Origin of the sequence: Clostridium sp. AF50-3, assembly GCF_003477445.1 — a bacterium.
In the GTDB taxonomy this organism is placed as follows: domain Bacteria; phylum Bacillota; class Clostridia; order Lachnospirales; family Lachnospiraceae; genus Otoolea; species Otoolea fessa.
On the sequence record NZ_QUDH01000004.1, the window covers coordinates 82,089 to 99,203 of the forward strand.

Annotated in this window: 17 protein-coding genes; 15 read left to right on the forward strand and 2 right to left on the reverse strand. The window is 48.0% G+C overall.

What is annotated here, in order from left to right; genetic code table 11:
• Positions 1–5: 5 nt before the first annotated feature.
• From DW085_RS06130 to DW085_RS06145, 4 genes are all read left to right on the forward strand, one after another.
• The gene (locus DW085_RS06130) at positions 6–1,394 is read left to right on the forward strand and encodes a YARHG domain-containing protein (RefSeq protein WP_118491846.1); all 1,389 of its coding nucleotides are present in this window, start codon (positions 6–8) and stop codon (positions 1,392–1,394) included.
• A 36-nt stretch (positions 1,395–1,430) separates the two neighbouring features.
• Positions 1,431–2,132 carry a hypothetical protein gene (locus DW085_RS06135; RefSeq protein ID WP_118491848.1) on the forward strand — a complete coding sequence of 234 codons (702 nt, stop codon included), beginning with the start codon at positions 1,431–1,433 and terminating at the stop codon, positions 2,130–2,132.
• A gap of 161 nt (positions 2,133–2,293) precedes the next feature.
• Positions 2,294–2,467, forward strand: a complete 174-nt coding sequence (locus tag DW085_RS19080; RefSeq protein ID WP_182430812.1) for a hypothetical protein — start codon at positions 2,294–2,296, stop codon at positions 2,465–2,467.
• A 95-nt stretch (positions 2,468–2,562) separates the two neighbouring features.
• Entirely contained in the window at positions 2,563–2,886 is a 324-nt protein-coding gene (locus DW085_RS06145; protein ID WP_022359681.1) for a DUF3870 domain-containing protein, read from the forward strand.
• A 53-nt stretch (positions 2,887–2,939) separates the two neighbouring features.
• Here DW085_RS06145 and DW085_RS06150 read toward each other — a convergent pair whose 3' ends face one another.
• Positions 2,940–4,346: an amidophosphoribosyltransferase gene (locus tag DW085_RS06150; RefSeq protein ID WP_118491852.1), complete on the reverse strand. Its 1,407-nt coding sequence runs from the start codon at positions 4,344–4,346 to the stop codon at positions 2,940–2,942.
• 448 nt (positions 4,347–4,794) lie between these two features.
• On the opposite strand from DW085_RS06150, the gene DW085_RS06155 reads away from it, so the two are divergent.
• From DW085_RS06155 to DW085_RS06210, 11 genes are all read left to right on the forward strand, one after another.
• Positions 4,795–5,745: a polysaccharide deacetylase family protein gene (locus tag DW085_RS06155; protein WP_118492005.1), complete on the forward strand. Its 951-nt coding sequence runs from the start codon at positions 4,795–4,797 to the stop codon at positions 5,743–5,745.
• A gap of 70 nt (positions 5,746–5,815) precedes the next feature.
• Entirely contained in the window at positions 5,816–6,706 is an 891-nt protein-coding gene (locus DW085_RS06160) for a S8 family peptidase (protein WP_118491854.1), read from the forward strand.
• Positions 6,707–7,147: 441 nt separating this feature from the next.
• Positions 7,148–8,224 (forward strand): recombinase RecA, encoded by a 1,077-nt coding sequence (gene recA / locus DW085_RS06165; RefSeq protein ID WP_022359677.1) that lies wholly within the window; start codon positions 7,148–7,150, stop codon positions 8,222–8,224.
• A 65-nt stretch (positions 8,225–8,289) separates the two neighbouring features.
• On the forward strand, positions 8,290–8,928 hold the full coding sequence (locus DW085_RS06170; protein ID WP_147353929.1) for a regulatory protein RecX: 639 nt from the start codon (positions 8,290–8,292) through the stop codon (positions 8,926–8,928).
• 220 nt (positions 8,929–9,148) lie between these two features.
• On the forward strand, positions 9,149–10,696 hold the full coding sequence (rny, locus tag DW085_RS06175) for a ribonuclease Y (RefSeq protein WP_118491856.1): 1,548 nt from the start codon (positions 9,149–9,151) through the stop codon (positions 10,694–10,696).
• Positions 10,697–11,293: 597 nt separating this feature from the next.
• Positions 11,294–12,091 carry a pyrroline-5-carboxylate reductase gene (gene proC / locus DW085_RS06185; RefSeq protein WP_022359673.1) on the forward strand — a complete coding sequence of 266 codons (798 nt, stop codon included), beginning with the start codon at positions 11,294–11,296 and terminating at the stop codon, positions 12,089–12,091.
• Between the two features lie 55 nt (positions 12,092–12,146).
• Positions 12,147–12,719 (forward strand): NUDIX hydrolase, encoded by a 573-nt coding sequence (locus DW085_RS06190; protein ID WP_118467889.1) that lies wholly within the window; start codon positions 12,147–12,149, stop codon positions 12,717–12,719.
• Between the two features lie 213 nt (positions 12,720–12,932).
• Positions 12,933–13,493 carry a hypothetical protein gene (locus tag DW085_RS06195; protein WP_147353930.1) on the forward strand — a complete coding sequence of 187 codons (561 nt, stop codon included), beginning with the start codon at positions 12,933–12,935 and terminating at the stop codon, positions 13,491–13,493.
• Between the two features lie 316 nt (positions 13,494–13,809).
• On the forward strand, positions 13,810–14,703 hold the full coding sequence (gene xerA, locus DW085_RS06200; RefSeq protein WP_333549083.1) for a site-specific tyrosine recombinase/integron integrase: 894 nt from the start codon (positions 13,810–13,812) through the stop codon (positions 14,701–14,703).
• Positions 14,704–14,838: 135 nt separating this feature from the next.
• Complete coding sequence (larA, locus tag DW085_RS06205; protein ID WP_118491860.1) at positions 14,839–16,164, forward strand: nickel-dependent lactate racemase; 1,326 nt, start codon at positions 14,839–14,841, stop codon at positions 16,162–16,164.
• A complete protein-coding gene (locus DW085_RS06210; protein WP_243033949.1) occupies positions 16,164–16,577 on the forward strand; it encodes a hypothetical protein in 414 nt (137 codons plus the stop codon). Before larA ends, DW085_RS06210 begins: the two co-directional genes overlap by 1 nt.
• Positions 16,578–16,617: 40 nt before the next feature.
• Here the strand turns inward: DW085_RS06210 and DW085_RS06215 are convergent, their stop codons facing one another.
• Positions 16,618–17,103: a hypothetical protein gene (locus DW085_RS06215; RefSeq protein WP_118491862.1), complete on the reverse strand. Its 486-nt coding sequence runs from the start codon at positions 17,101–17,103 to the stop codon at positions 16,618–16,620.
• Positions 17,104–17,115: the final 12 nt, after the last annotated feature.

Sequence of the window (17,115 nt, forward strand, 5' to 3'; positions counted from 1 at the left end):
AGAAGATGGCAGAGTTTGGAACATGGATAGAGCAGGAGTGCCGGGAAGCACAGGTGATTACCTGGGTTGTGGAACATATGGAGTATTATTCTTCTCTTGATGGCAATACAAAATTATTGGATGATTTGAAGCGGTATGGTCAAAACATATATACTTATACAACAGAGGCATACAGAACATATAAAGAAATTTATAAAAAATGCTGCTGTAATCCGATTATACAAAATTCGCCGTTCTTGTTGAAAAAATATTCATTTATATGTAAAGAGGATAAAGGGCGTCTGATTGGTGTGTCTATCAATCAAAGAAATTATGTAATCCCGGTTGGATTGTTAGAAACAGCGCCAAAAGAATGTTATGGAACGGTTATTAAAATAAAACATGCGGCAGAAGAGGAATGGAAACATGAGTATCGAAGAGCGTGTGAAAAAACAATGGAGACATTAGAAGAAACAGAAAATAAATGCAGGGCTAGACGGATTGAAGTGAATGGGGCGTATCAAGTAAGCGATTTGACGTTAGCAAATACCCGCAAGATCCTTCTGAGCAGGGGGATAGTTGGAATTTTTTGTTTAATCGTAATGTTTCGATGGAAATTTGAATGTATCAATGTTCAAATGAATTCTTCGGCGTTTGCCTATGTATGTTTAATGACGGTTCTGCTATGTGGATTCAGCATGAATTTGGAGAAGAAAATCCGAAATAATGAGTATAACAATAGGTTGTCGAAGAAATTGGAAGATATGGAGAAGCGTTTGAACCTGTACAGAAAGGAAGTGGCTGTCTCTTCTGATACGGATAAGGAATTAAATTATGTGATTTACAGGTGTAAAGAATTCATTGATTTTGCTGGTATTGAGAATGCACTGGTACAAGCAGATGTGGTAATGAAAGAGCAGGTAAAGTCAGCTTGTACAGAAGAAAAATTAATGAAAGCCAAAAGAAATCTTATCATAGTTTTAAGCTGCATAGTTTTTAGTATGCTGATAGCATTTTTGATGGAACTAAACGGGGTTATAGGAGATGCGCAGACGGAAGCTAATTATCAATCAGAAGATATAGAAACAGAATCAAATAATTCTATATTTGACAAAAATGGTTTCATTTTCCCTGATAGTGATGTAAGATATTTAATGGAAGAGGAAGTTTATGCGCTTCGTAATTCCGAAGAATATGATTTTCAGACATTGCTGGGGTATGCCAGAAATGAATTGTACGCCAGACATGGATTTGCTTTTAACGAAAATAAGCAATACTATCCATTTTATATGCAGTATGAGTGGTATCGAAATATGGAGCATAGTATAATCAGTGATTCTGTATTTAATGAATATGAGCTGGCTAACCGCGATTTAATTGTAGAAATCGAAAGAAGGGAAGGATACCGGCAATAGTTTGGAAAAATAAAAGATTACAGGCAGGGGAAGAGGATGAGTAGACGAAAAGCTAGTTTGCTTCGAAAAGCAGTTATGAATTTTATGATTGTGTTTGCCATTTTAAATATGGTTCCAGCAGTGATATCGTATGTATTCGCGATTGAGTTCTTATTTGATCCATATTTTCTGGTAGGGGTGCATGGAATGAAAAACTATCCGTTTTGGTCGTCCTTGAGAATCCCGGCGTATCTGGCTAGTATTTTGCTTGTGGGATTCCTGTTATTTAGGTTTAGCAGATACTTGAAAGGGAGACGGATGGGGGCAAAAATGAGAAAGGTGCTTCAATGGACCTTTTTAGTTGTGTTTTTATTTGCGTCAAGCTTTTTGTTGCGGGAATATCAAAGCTATGTAAATAAGCATTATGGAGAAGTGTATGCAGATGAGTATATAGATGATTCAAATGAAGGAGAAATGGTAATAAAAGGCATACCATATCCACATCGGACATGGTTTCAGAGGTTCCTTAAAACAGATGCAGCATTTGGCGAAATAATGAATGGAGAAGAGTATGGAATCTTAGGAGCGACTGTAAGGGTCTTGCGGACGGAGGAGGTACCGAGAGATTGGTGGAGATATCGATTCTGGGAGAAAATAGAGTTCTTGAATTTCTGGTTTAGATATTTTTATTTTTTGGAGGTGCTTATTTGTGTGGTTTGCTGGAAGATAAAAGATACAGAAATTGGAGCGGATATTTGAGGCATTAAAAAAATGAATTAAAATGGCAGCCTGTCAGTGGAAACACAGAGGAGGCTGCTGTTTACGTTATATCCAGCCATTTAAACAAACGGAATGCTGGGAGATTGGTAAAGCTTTTTTAGATCACAATGACAGAAGAACTGGAAGGGAGGCTGAATCAGATGTGTAATTTGGGTGAAGGATTGGCGGAAAGATGGATGGAAAAGGGCATACAGCAAACCAGAACCATTTTTCGTTTGTTCATGAGCGGTGAATCAGAATCAACGATTGCTGAAAAAACAGGCAAAAGTGAACAGGAAATTCATGACATTTTATACGGTTCCGAGGAAGCGTAGCTTGTACCTTTCCACGGATCATGGTATCATAAAACCAGTAATTGTGAAGGGACTGAACCGTTACGGCAGTTCCAAAGAAAAGGGGAAACGATATAATGTATAAGGATGATACCATTTTGGTTGTCGGCCAGGCGAAGCCGAGCAAGGAGGACGCGATTTACAGCCTGCATGGCGAGTTTTACGTGAGTTTTGTGGTGGAACGGGCGACGGGAAAGATCTTGGACCTGGAGTGCAATACGATTTTGTCGGTGACGCGCAATTTTGTTGTGTCGATGCTGCTTGGAAAGAGTTTGAAAACAGATTTGGACGAGATGCAGCAGAGTATCCGGGAAAGGTATTTTGCACTGACCCAGAAGCCGCTTATTGCCTGTCTGAAGGATGCACATAACCGTTATATGATGGTGACGGGACAGAAGTAGATAATAAAATGGCAGCTTATCAGCGAAAAACTGACAGGCTGCCATTTTGATAACTATTCTTTTCCGTTCCAGCAATATGTACACAGCTTGCACGGTTCCAGACCAATCGACTCGATTAAATCGTCGAGGCGGTGGAACTGCAGGGAGGTAAAGTTTAAGCGTTTACGGATTTCTTCGACCATTTCCTTATAATTCTGGCTGTCTGGGTTTGCGTAATCATCCAGAAGCTCTGGGGAAACATTGTCGCCCTCACGGTCGCGGATGATGCGGCGTGTGATGAGGTCCAGCTCGGAATTAGAGCGGGAGAAGTTCAGATATTTACATCCAAACAGCAGCGGCGGACAAGCCGGACGGATATGTACTGCTTTGGCACCGCTCTGATACAGGAATTCGGTTGTTTCGCCGAGCTGGGTGCCGCGGACGATGGAATCGTCGATTAAGAGCAGGCTCTTGTCTCGGATCAGGGCGTCTACCGGGATCAGCTTCATACGTGCGATCAGGTTTCTCTGACTCTGATTGGTCGGCATGAAGGAACGCGGCCAGGTCGGGGTATATTTGATGAATGGACGGGCAAATGGAATGCCGGATTCATTGGCGTAGCCGACTGCATGTGCGATACCGGAATCTGGGATTCCGGCTACCAGATCGGCGTCGGACTGATCGCGTTTGGCAAGCATACGACCGCAGTGGTACCGCATTTCCTCGACGTTGATTCCTTCGTAGCAGGAGGTCGGATAACCGTAGTAAACCCACAAGAAAGAACAGATTTTCATTTCCTTGCGAGCCGGGCTGAGTACCTCTACGCCGTCGGCGTTCATGCGGACGATCTCGCCCGGTCCCAGTTCTTTGTAGTCCGTGTATCCAAGGTTGATGTATGCAAAGCTTTCAAAGGAAACACAGAACGCACCATCTTTGCGTCCGATGATCGCCGGGGTACGTCCGAGGCGGTCACGGGAGATATAGATGCCCTCCGGGGTCAGCAGGAGAATGGTCATGGAACCCTTGATTTTTTCCTGTGCCAGTTTCAGACCTTCAACAAGGGAATCTGCCTGACTGATGATGGCGCCGACCAGCTCGGTTGCATTGATCTTGCCGCCGCTCATTTCCATGAAATGAATATGCCCTTTCTTAAATGCTTCCTGAATCAGCTCTTTTTCATTATTGATCTTGCCGACTGTGGTGATGGCATAGCTTCCTAAGTGCGACTGAATTAACAGAGGCTGCGGTTCCATATCTGAGATACAGCCGATGCCCATGTTACCCTGCATTTCATCGACATCGTGCTCAAATTTTGTACGGAACGGGGAATTCTCGATATTGTGGATAGAACGGCTGAAACCGTTTTCTCCATAAACCGCCATACCACCGCGTCGTGTTCCCAGATGGGAATGATAGTCCGTACCAAAAAAAAGATCCAGTGTACAGTTTGTTTTTGATGTGACACCAAAAAATCCGCCCATTTGTTACTTCCTTTCAACTCTTTTGTCAATAAACTCCATGTGTTACGTTGCACGCGTTGTGATGCGTAACGACATCATTTTTATCATAGCATATATTAGGTGTATTACACAATATGAAATATTTATTAAAAATACTTATGAATATTCTTTGGAGCTGTTTACAGGCAGGCACATTTGGGATCGAAAGCGTCATAAGAGAACGTGGCGGCAGCAGGAATTTGCCGTATTTAAATGCGAAGCCACGGCAAATTCCGTTACCGGGCACGTATGCGTAAACACTAACCTTGTCAGAAAAATGTAAGAAGTAAAATGGGACGAAGTGTTCTTAATAAAGGAAGAGTGTGATATAATAAAACCATTGTACGTGAGTATGTCACATGGTTGGCTGTTCCGGATTGCATCGGAATGGCAGAAGAAAAAGAAAACGATTTGGAGGGTTTGGAGCGGTATGAGAAAAACATGGAAAATGAGAGCAGCAGCACTGTTACTTACGGCGGTCTGTACGGTAGGGGCGTCGTTTGCGGCGTATGCGGATGATGTGCCGTCCGGACCGGCATCGGATATGGAGCTGATTCAGAGGCGGGAGCGGGCGTCCGGTTCCCAGAATGAGGCGGGGGATGCACAGACGGCTGCTGGCAGCGAGAATCATGCTGGCGCAGCGGAAGGACAGCAGACAACAGAGAACCAGGAGACAGGAAATAACGGACAGACTGCTTCTGAGACACAGGGAACGGAGCAGGGGGACAGCCAGGTTCCGGATGGAATGGTAGCCAGCGGCGGTCGTTATATCGATCCGAATGCACCGATGGTGGCACTGACCTTTGACGATGGTCCGTATGCTCCGGTTGGAAACCGCATCATGGACTGCGCGGAGCAGTACGGCGGTCGTGTGACCTTTTATGTGGTCGGAAACCGTGTGAATTCCTATAAGAGTGAGATTCAGCGGATGTATGCCAATGGGCATGAGATTGGAAATCACACGCAGGATCACAAGTATCTCCAGAAGTTAGGCCCACAGGAGATTCGTCAGCAGGTGGATGCCTGCAATCAGGCGGTTGCCGCGATCACAGGCGAGGCACCGAAAACAGTCCGTCTTCCGGGCGGTGGAAAAAACAGCACGGTGCTTGCCAATATCAGCCAGCCGATCGTACTCTGGAATGTGGATACGCTGGACTGGAAGACGCGCAATGCGGCCTCGTCGGTGCAGACCGTGTTAAACCAGGTAAAAGATGGCTCGGTGGTTCTGATGCATGAGCTTTACAATGCTTCCGGTGACGCGGCGGTCACGATCATTCCGGCGCTTGTGGAGCGTGGCTATCAGCTGGTGACGGTCAGTGAGCTGGCGCAGTTCCGCGGTGGACTGGCAGGCGGAACCGTCTATTACAGCTTCCACAAATAGCAGGCTGCATTCACATACGGCGAAAGCCCCATATTCTAACAGTAAGGGAAGGATATGGGGGCTTTTTCCTGTGAACCGGGCGAGAGAATGGATTCATTGCAATGAGGCGTACAGAAGAGGACTGACAGGAAAAGGCGTCGGGGTCGCGATCCTGGACACAGGGGTATTTCTGCATCCGGATTTGGAAAATTGTGTTTACGGATTTCGGGATTTCCTTAAGAAAAAGCAGCAGCCGTATGATGACAATGGGCATGGAACGCATGTGGCAGGGATGATTGCCGGCAGCGGCGCGGCGTCGGCGGGACGCTATCAGGGGGTGGCACCGGGAGCGCAGCTGGTCTGCCTGAAAGTGCTGGATCAGAGGGGAAATGGCTATGTATCGGATGTGCTGGCAGGGCTTCGCTGGGTGCGCCAGAATGGCAGCCAGTACGGGATCCGGATTATCAATATATCGGTTGGCTCCTTTACACCGAAGGGAATGAGCGAGGATTCGGCTCTGGTGCGCGGCGTCGATGCGGCGTGGGATGCCGGGTATGTGGTCGTGGTGGCAGCGGGTAACAATGGTCCAGCCGCGCACACGATCACGACGCCGGGGATCAGCCGGAAGGTCATCACGGTGGGATGTGCGGATGATGACCGGGAGGTGGAGGTGGCAGGCAGCCGTATGGTGGACTATTCGGGGCGGGGTCCGACGGACGCCTGCATCTGCAAGCCGGACATTGTGGCGCCTGGATCACGGATTGTTAGCTGTAACCTGCGGCGGAACGGGTACCGTTTTAAGAGCGGGACGTCCATGTCTACGCCGCTTGTCGCGGGGGCGGCAGCGCTTCTGCTGGAGCAGAACCCGGACATGACGAACCGGGATGTGAAGCTTCGCTTTAAAGAGCGGGCAGTGGATCTGGGGCTGCCGCGCAACCAGCAGGGCTGGGGAGCGCTGGATATCGGGCGGCTGTTAGAGTAGAAGCGGGTCGGTGCCAGATGACGTGTACAGGCAGGCATTTTTGCAACGGAAGGTTTTGTGTGAACAGTAATGGTGGCAGCGTAACTGCTCACAGGTAGGAATTTTCTGAACTGAAAATTCCGTACGATACAGTTCTGGCAGCAGATTTTGCCGATTTGGAATGCGAAGCATCGGCAAAATCCCGTTACTGGGCACACATGTGTGAACAGTTCGGGCAGCAGCTTTTCTCGGCAAAATAATAGACAGAACCAGCCGGAAAATGATATAATTGTAGATACTTTGAATCGCAGAATCAGGTTATAGATCCGGCAGCATCCTGCAGTGCGTCCGGGGGAAAACCAAAAGAAAACAGTTGACATTTACAGCCGGATCCGCTATGATAGAGCTAAGTTTAGAACATTTGTTCGTGATTGGCCGCGGAGCGGCGTTTTGGAGGGAAAGATGAATAAAGAAGACAAGCTGAAAGCATTGGATGCTGCGTTGACACAGATTGAGAAAGCATACGGAAAAGGCTCAGTGATGAAGCTGGGTGATTCTGGTGCGAATATGAATATAGAGACGATTCCGACCGGCTCTCTGAGCCTGGATATTGCACTGGGACTGGGCGGTGTTCCGAAGGGACGAATCATCGAGGTATACGGACCTGAGTCCAGTGGTAAGACGACGGTTGCCCTGCATATGGTGGCAGAAGTACAGAAGAGAGGCGGTATCGCTGGATTTATCGATGCAGAGCACGCACTCGATCCGGCATATGCGAAGAAGATCGGTGTTGATATCGATAATTTGTATATCTCCCAGCCGGACAACGGCGAGCAGGCGCTTGAGATTACCGAGACGATGGTGCGCTCCGGTGCGATCGATATCGTGATTGTGGACTCGGTTGCCGCACTGGTTCCGAAGGCAGAGATTGACGGCGAGATGGGTGATTCCCACGTAGGTCTGCAGGCACGTCTGATGTCGCAGGCACTCAGAAAGCTGACCGCAGCAATCAGCCGTTCAAATTGTATCGTTATCTTTATCAACCAGCTACGTGAGAAGGTTGGTATCATGTTCGGCAACCCGGAGGTTACGACCGGTGGACGGGCGCTCAAGTTCTATTCTTCTGTCCGCATGGATGTCCGCCGAATTGAGTCTCTGAAGCAGGGTGGCGAAGTGATTGGAAACCGTGTCCGCATCAAGGTTGTGAAGAACAAGATTGCTCCGCCATTCCGTGAGGCAGAGTTTGATATCATGTTCGGAAAAGGTATTTCCCGTGAGGGCGATATCCTGGATCTGGCGGCGAAGGAGAACATCGTGGAGAAGAGCGGCGCCTGGTATGCTTATGAGGGTAGCAAGATCGGTCAGGGACGCGAGAACGCGAAGAATTTCCTGGCAGCAAATCCGGAAATCTGCCTTGAGATTGAGAACAAGGTACGTGTCAAATACGGACTTTCCGAAGACACGATGATGCCGGAGGCGTCCAAGGAAGCACCGACGGAGCTTCCGCCGGTAGGAGTGGACGCAGAGGACGAAAAATAGAGCAAAATCCTGTTACAGGGTACATATGTGTGAACAGTGACAGGAAAAGTTACAGCTGGCAGCGTGTGAACTGTAGCTATGAAAAGGGGCTGTATATGCGGATTGAACGCGTAGAATCCCTGGATAAGAGAAAGTGCAAAGTTTTCACGGATGAGGACTTTGCCTTTCTTTTATATAATGGGGAATTAGAAAAATACGGTGTCTGTGAGGGCGCGGTTTTGGAAGAAAGAACGGAGAGGGAGCTTTTGGATCTTTTAAGCCGCCGGGCACATGAGCGGGCGCTGAATCTTTTGAAGGTGCAGGACCGGACGGAAGGAGAAATGTGCCGCCGCCTTTTCCAGGACGGGTATCCGGATTCGATCGTGCAGGAGACGATTGGATTTTTGCAGGAATATCATTTTGTGGACGATGCCAGATATGCGGCGAATTACCTGCAGGTTCATGGAAAGCGGAAAAGCCAGGCGGAATTGAAGCTTTACCTGCAGCGAAAAGGCATATCGCGCGAGATCATCCGGGAGCAGCTGGAAGAGACAGAACATGATTCGGGCGAGGCAATCCGCGTCTTGCTTGAGAAGAAGCATTACAGGGCGGGAGAGACAGCGCCGGAGGAGGAAAAAAAGATCATTGCCTATCTGATGAGGCGGGGATTTTCATGGGAAGATATCCGGAGAGAGATGAAGGAGCAGGAGGATGCACTTAGTTGACTTTCAGGCGCAGAGTCATTTACCAAAGATAATTTTGAATGGATTTTGTTTCATGACTGTGAACGTGCAAATGTATTATGAAACAGAACAGAATGCTGTCTGAAGGTGCCTCAGGAAGCTGGTTAGGAAGCGCTTATTCTGCTTGACATACTGTATAAAACCGTTTAAAATTATAGTATTGTATTTTCGTACAATGAAAACTAAATAAGGAGGTGCTCCTGTGTCACAAGTAATAATTGCGGTTATCGTTACAGGTGTTATTGTAGCAGCTATTACTTGGGTCGTTGCGAACCAGCATCGCCAGAAGACATATGAGGCGAAGATTGGAAGCGCAGAAGAACGATCCAGGGAAATAATAGATGAAGCATTGAAAATTGCTGAGACAAAGAAGCGAGAAGCTCTCCTTGAAGCGAAGGAAGAGTCGTTAAAGACAAAGAATGAGCTTGAGAAAGAAACAAAGGAAAGAAGAGCTGAGCTTCAGCGCTATGAAAGACGTGTACTGAGCAAAGAAGAAAACCTGGACAAAAAAGCAGAAGCGATGGAAAAGCGTGAAGCGGGTATGAATGTCAAGGAGGAGGCACTCAAGAGAAAGACTGCGGAGGCAGAGGCTCTCTATGAGAAAGGTATGCTGGAACTGGAGAAGATCTCTGGTTTAACCTCTGAACAGGCAAAGGAATATCTGCTGCGTTCCGTGGAAGAAGATGTAAAGCATGATACGGCGAAGCTGATCAAAGATCTCGAGGCGAAAGCTAAAGAGGAAGCAGAGAAGAAAGCCAAGGATTATGTGGTGACAGCGATTCAGCGCTGTGCTGCGGATCATGTGGCTGAGACAACCGTATCAGTCGTACAGCTTCCGAATGATGAGATGAAGGGACGAATTATCGGACGTGAGGGAAGAAATATTCGTACACTGGAGACTCTGACGGGCGTGGAACTGATCATCGACGATACGCCGGAGGCAGTTGTCCTGTCTGGCTTCGATCCGATCCGGAGAGAGGTGGCGCGTATTGCACTGGAACGTCTGATTGTGGATGGACGAATTCATCCAGCCAGAATCGAAGAGATGGTAGAGAAAGCACAGAAAGAAGTGGAAAACATGATGCGCGAGGAGGGCGAAGCGGCTCTTCTGGAAGTTGGCATTCATGGTATTCATCCGGAACTTGTCAAGTTGCTTGGTAAGATGAAATTCCGGACAAGCTACGGTCAGAATGCATTGAAGCATTCGATTGAGGTTGCACAGTTAGCCGGACTTCTGGCGGCTGAGGTGGGCGTCGATGTACGGACCGCCAAACGTGCAGGTTTATTACATGATATTGGAAAGGCAGTCGATCACGAGCAGGAGGGAACTCACGTAGAACTGGGTGTGGCACTCTGTAAGAAGTACAAAGAGTCCGCAACCGTTATCAATGCGGTGGAAGCCCATCACGGCGATGTAGAGCCACAGAGCTTGATTGCATGTCTGGTACAGGCAGCTGATACGATTTCAGCGGCACGCCCAGGTGCGAGACGAGAGACTCTGGAAACATATACCAACCGACTGAAACAGCTGGAGGATATCACGAATTCCTATAAGGGTGTTGATAAATCCTATGCAATTCAGGCAGGTCGCGAGGTGCGTATCATGGTTGTACCGGAACAGATCAGCGACGATGATATGGTTCTGATGGCGAGAGAGATTTCAAAGCGGATTCAGGAAGAGTTACAGTATCCGGGACAGATCAAGGTCAATGTAATCCGTGAATCGAGAGTTACCGAGTACGCCAAATAAAACCCGGCAGCAGGGCTGCATGGAGTAAACTTAAGCATGAAAATAAAAGTCTTATGGATGAAGATACATTACATTCATAAGACTTTTTTGTTTCATGGGAAATTGCGTCCTATGAAACAAAAAAACGCTCCGCGAGGATGCGCGCTCGCGCGAAGCAGAAACATGTCGCAAGCGACCGCGCGAGACGCCAGAATGTGCCAAGGCACATTCTTTACATCTTTTTTGAGAGAGAAAGAAATACAGAAAAATACAGGTTTTTTTCATGAAGCGGAAAACGGAAACTCTGTTTTTTGGACAGACTGAAAATTTGCATGGGCAGGGTAAAATAAAGGGCCGTGAGCGTGAAGGCAGGCGGAGAAATTTTGCTTGCAAACTGTCCAAAAGACGAGTATTATAGCATGATAGAGTTGAAAAATAGTGATTATTTAGTAGCTTCATGCATTTATTGTGGCGTAATGGTAAGAAGATTGAACCGTTACCAAGATGCTGAATAGAAAGCCAGATGTGGCTGTTGGAAAGAGCAGCTGCAGTCAGACAACAAATGGAGGATCATCCGGCAGGGAAGTGCCGGATGGCAGATGGAGGGAGACAAAGATTATGGCGAAAATTGGTTTTATCGGAATGGGAAATATCGGCTATGCGATCATGCGAAGCCTGCTGAACAAATATAAAACGGAAGACATCACTTTTACGGATCTGAACCGCCGGAGAGTGGCACAGATAGAGAAAGAGACAGGTGTCAAGGCGGTTGACACAAACCAGGATTGTGCGGAAAATGCAAAATATATTGTATTAGCTATAAAACCGCAGTTTTATGACAATGTACTGGCAGATATCAAGGACCATGTAACGAAAGAAAATATTATTATTTCGATTGCACCGGGTATCACGATTGACAGTGTCAATGAGAAGCTGGGCGGTGACCGCCGTATCGTGCGTGCGATGCCGAACACGCCGGCGCTGATCGGCGAGGGTATGACAGGTGTCTGCTACGACAAGAAGCTGTTTGAAGAGACAGAAAAGCAGATGATCAGCAATTTCTTTGAATCTTTTGGTATGATGGAGATCGTTCCGGAATATATGATGAATGCGGTTGTATGTATCAGTTCCAGTGCACCGGCATACATCTATATGTTCATCGAGGCGCTGGCAGATGCGGGCGTTAAGTACGGCATGCCGCGAGATGTGGCTTACCGGATGGCGGCGCAGGGCGTTGTCGGCAGTGCGAAGATGGTACTCGAGACCGGCAAGCATCCGGGCGCGCTCAAAGATGATGTCTGCTCGCCGGGTGGCACGACGATCTACGCGGTCAGCGTCCTGGAGGAGTATGGTTTGCGGAATGCGGTTATCAAGGCATGTGACGCATGCTATGAGAAGTGCATCGACCTGAAATAGTGAAAAAATGTTGAAAAAGAACCCAGAAGGAACCTGGACATAAGGGTGAGGAAATATGGAACAGAAAGTAGAAAAGCAGGCATCGCTGGAGCCCGTGCCGGTCAAACGTCTGAAACGAGAGTTAAAATATCAGGGAACCATCTTGAAAATGTACGAAGATACCGTCGAGGTAAACGGACATCAGGCAAAATGGGATTTTATCCATCATGACGGCGCGGCAGCGGTGCTTCCGGTTACGGAGGATGGAAAGATTCTCATGGTGCGTCAGTACCGCAATGCGCTGGACCGCTATACACTGGAGATTCCGGCTGGTAAGCTGGATTCGCCGGATGAGGCGAAGATTGACTGCGCGTACCGCGAGCTGGAGGAGGAGACGGGCTACCGTTGTGACCATCTGGAATATCTGATGAGCGTCAACACAACGATCGCGTTCTGTGATGAGGCGCTGGATATTTTTCTGGCACGCGATCTCAAGAAAACCCATCAGCATCTTGACCCGGACGAGGAGATTGAGGTAGAGGCGTGGGAACTTTCCGACCTTTTGAAACGGATCTACGCAGGAGAGCTGACGGATGGAAAGACTGTGTCCGCGATTCTGGCGTATGCCTGCAAAGCAGGACAGAAGTAAAAATAAGGATCAGCGAAGCACTGTGAGCATCTGTGATGAAATAAATATATGGATTAAACGCTGAAAGACGCATGAAGCTAACAGCATATGGAGGCAGATATAAAGGCATATTATAAAAAACACTGAATACAGATAAGGTAACAAAGGAATAGGCAGGGATTGCATGTGAAAAGGAGATTCTGGCTTCCGGCTTTAAGTACCTGGGATGTATCAGTGTTTTTTTGGATCCTTGGGATTGTATTGGGGACGATAGCAGCCGTTTGTTTTCAAATTTCGTCCGGGAGCGGACATGCCGGGCTGGAAAGTGTGCTGGCAGCGAGGCTTGGACAAGGAATTGGAGATCCATCGGGTGCCGGTTGGCATCTAAACGCCGGAATGAAGGCAGCCAGCCGGGGAACTTTGTTTTTTCAGGTCTGGCTGCAGCGGTCAGGGATGGCGCTGATGCTGTGGCTGGCAGGTATGACGCCGGTCGCATGTCTGGCTGCGTGGGGTGCTTGTCTCGTCTTAGGTCTGGAGCAGGCATGGCTACTGGCAGGATTTACTGGCTGGGGCGGTTTTTGGGGACTGCCTGTATTTGTGGCAACGTTATTTCCACAGGTGGTGTTTTATATTCCTGTGTTCTGGCTGCTTCTTTCCTGGGCGCTTGCAAAGGAGAGTCGGATACGGACGGCTGGATTTTTAATCCTTTTATTGGTGCTGGGGATGGGAACTGCGCTGGAAGTGTGGCTGAATCCTGGTTTTGTATCATTACTGGTCTCACACTGCCCATTTTAATGGGGCTGTCCGAATAAAAATATAATTCAAAATTTACAACATATGGGGGTGAAAAAAGTGGACGCACCATATGTTGTATTTTTATGTAAATCAGTCGAAAAATGTAGGAAAAGTGGGGAAAATTATGTTTGATTTTATGGGAAAATGTAGATATAATGATACCTGCGGACGATAAAAGCCCTGTTTGTGGAGAAGAAGGTAAGTTGCAGATAGGGTGAGAAAACCTCAGGAGAATGGATGGTTCAGATGGAGGAATCGATAGGATTGCCGCGGAACGATATTTGCCCTGCAGGCTGGGGCTTTGGCAGAAAATGCCGTGAATAAAAGAATGGCGGAAATGGTTACGAGAATAGATTGGGGAAGTATGAGAGGGGAAGTAGACAGATTTGAACAGTACCTGCGGGAGGTAAAACAGGCATCAGAAAATACCGTACAGTCATATCGGAGAGATCTGATGCAGATGATTACTTATCTGGAGGAGAAAGAGATCCGGGAGGCGGCGAAGGTGACAAAGACCAGCCTGCATGGATATATTCTTCATATGGAAGAGCAGGGAAAGGCGGCTACCACCATTTCACGGATGATGGCGGCGATGAAAGCGTTTTTTAATTATGAATGTATGCAGGCATGCATCCGGCGGAACCCGGCGGAAAGTCTGCATGCGCCGAAAGTGGAGAAAAAGGCGCCGGTGGTCCTGAGTGTCGATCAGGTATCAGCGCTTCTGGCACAGCCATCCGGGCAGACACCGAAGGAGATTCGGGACAAGGCGATGCTGGCTCTTTTATATGCGACCGGAATCCGGGTGTCAGAGCTTATAGGGATCCAGATGGAAGATATCAATATGAACATTGGATTTCTGGTCTGTCGCGACGGGGAGAGGGAGCGGACGATCCCATTTGGACGTTCGGCGAAAGCAGCGCTGGAGGAGTATTTGGAACATGCGAGAAACGAGCTGCTGCGTGGAAAGGGATCGGACTATTTCTTTGTCAACTGTACGGGCGGCGCGATGAGCCGGCAGGGATTCTGGAAGATTATCAAATATTACGGCGAGAAAGCCGGGATTGAGGAAGATATCACGCCGCACACGCTACGCCATTCCTTTGCGGCGCACCTGATTGCGAGAGGTGCAGACATGCGGGCAGTTCAGACGATTCTTGGACATTCGGATATGGCGACGACGCAGATGTATGCGGCGTACCGGGAAGATTGAAAAATATCATATAAACTATAAAAATAAAGCACCTGTTTTGTGAAAGACTTGACAAAACAGGTGCTTTATTATATACTTTAGTGGTTTAAAGCGCAAACGTTTAACGCAGATGAGGAAATGTGAAGGAGAAAGACAATGGAGCAAGTACATTTAAAGTACGGAACGTCGGCGGTCGATTTTGAGATTGACGGTGCGAAGAGTGTAAAATACCTGTATGAAAATAAGATGCGGGTCATTGAAGATATAAAAGCAGAATTTTTGCATTGTGTGACGGATGGTGTGATTGGCACGAAGCCGTTAAAGGAGTTGATTGCACCGACCGATCCGGTTACGATCGTGATCAGTGATATGACGCGTTTCTGGATGCGTCAGGACGTGATTTGCGAGCTTCTGGTAAAATATCTGCACGATGAGATGGGCGTGGGATATGACCAGATTGCGGTTGTGGTTGCACTGGGAACACACCGCAAGAATACGGCGGAGGATCGCAGAAAACTTGCAAGCGAGTTTGTCTACGACCATGTAGCGAGCGTGACTGACCATGACTGCGATGCGCCGGATCTGGTATACATCGGTACGACGTCCTTTGGAACGCGTGTATCGGTCAATCCGCTGGCAGTCGGCAGAAAGGTCATCTGCATCGGCGGTACGGTGCACCATCTGATGGCAGGCTACGGCGGCGGAAGAAAGAGCATCGTTCCAGGTATTGCTTCCCGTGAGACGATCCGCATGAACCATGAGCGTGCGCTGGATCCGGAGAAACCGATGACGGATGTGCGTGTCGGTAGCGGTCTGGTGGAGAACAACCCGATCAACCTGGATATGCGAGAGGCAGGTGCCATGGTACATGTTACGTTCGGTATCAATATCGTGGTAGATACGTCTTCCCGCCACAGCGGTTTATTCTGTGGTGAGTTTGACAAGGCATGGCAGGCAAGCTGCAGTTATGTACAGAAGGGATACGGACTGCCGATCGACTATCAGGCAGATGTCGTAATTGCAAGCTGCGGCGGTTTCCCGAAGGATCTGAATTTTTATCAGTCCACCAAGACGCTGTTTAACGCATCGAGAGCGGTCAAAGAGGGCGGTACACTCATTATGCTGGCGGAATGCCCGGAGGGAAGCGGTTCCAGGGATTTCTTCGATTGGATTAAGCCTCTCTCTAAGGGATGCCTGGATGAGGCACTGCGTGCGTCTTTCACCATCGGCGGCTATATTTTCTACGCAGCCTGCGAGTCCATCCGTCGTTCGAAGACGCTGCTTCTGTCTTCCATGGAGCCGGAGCTGGTTCGGGATATGGGCGTAAGATCGTTTAAAGATATGAAGGATCTGCTGGCAGAGGTAGACTTTAACGGAAAAGATGTATATGTAATTCCGTACGGCGGAAGCGTGCTCCCGCAGACAAAGGAAGCCTACGAGCGTATTTGCCGCGAGGCAGAGGAAAATGGAGGCGCGAAGTAATGAATATTCCGCTGCTAATTGTTATTTTATATGTGCTTCTGCTGTTTGGCATCAGTATCTATGTGTCTTACAGCCAGAAAAAGGATTCAGAGAACTTCCTTTTATATAAAGGAAAAAATAATGCGTTTGTCGTGGCAGCTAGTATCGCGGGTCTGGCGATCGGCGGCGCTTCGACGATCGGTATCGCGGAGAACGCCTTTACCGTGGGGCTGTCGGCAGGCTGGTATGATACAGCATGGGCGATTGGCGCGGTTGTTTCTTCTATGCTGGCAGTCCGTTACCTGCGTAGAAGCCAGTACACGACCATCAGCGGTCTTGTAAGGGACCTCTATGGCACAAAGACGAAAATAGAAGAGCCCAAAATAGAAGAGTTTAAAGTAAAAAAGAACGTCAAATTCAAGCGAAAAACTTAGAATTTGACGTTCTTTTTGCATATTTATATTCGATTCGATGCTACTCAACCGTCCCGGTGTCTTTGATATAGGAAATGAAGCTCTTTTTGAGCGAGGTCACGATTTCGTTGCATTTTGCATATTCTTCGCTGTCGCTGGCATACTGCTCGTCGTAGTGCAGATCCAGAATGAAGAGCTTGTTGCCGCAGAAGCCTAAGATGGTGCAGCCGTTTAAATCGCGGTAATGCGTGTCCTCAAATGCGAGAATGCGGAAGAGAAGTCCGCCTCCGTTGGCTTCATAGGCTTTTTTTTCATATACCTCATAGGAATCCCCGTTCGGAACCATGATGAGTCTCGAAAATGACTGGGATGGAAGTTTGAATGAAAAATCGTCGGTAATTACTTTGGAGCCGGTCAGCTCGATGGAGAGGTTGTCCGGGTCCTCCTGAGAAAAACTCACAACCTGTGCGGAATAATCAGCTGCATAAGACGGCGTCACGTAGAGAGCCGCAGCCAGAGCCGCGCAGAGGAATAATTTTGATTTCATCCTGAGATCTCC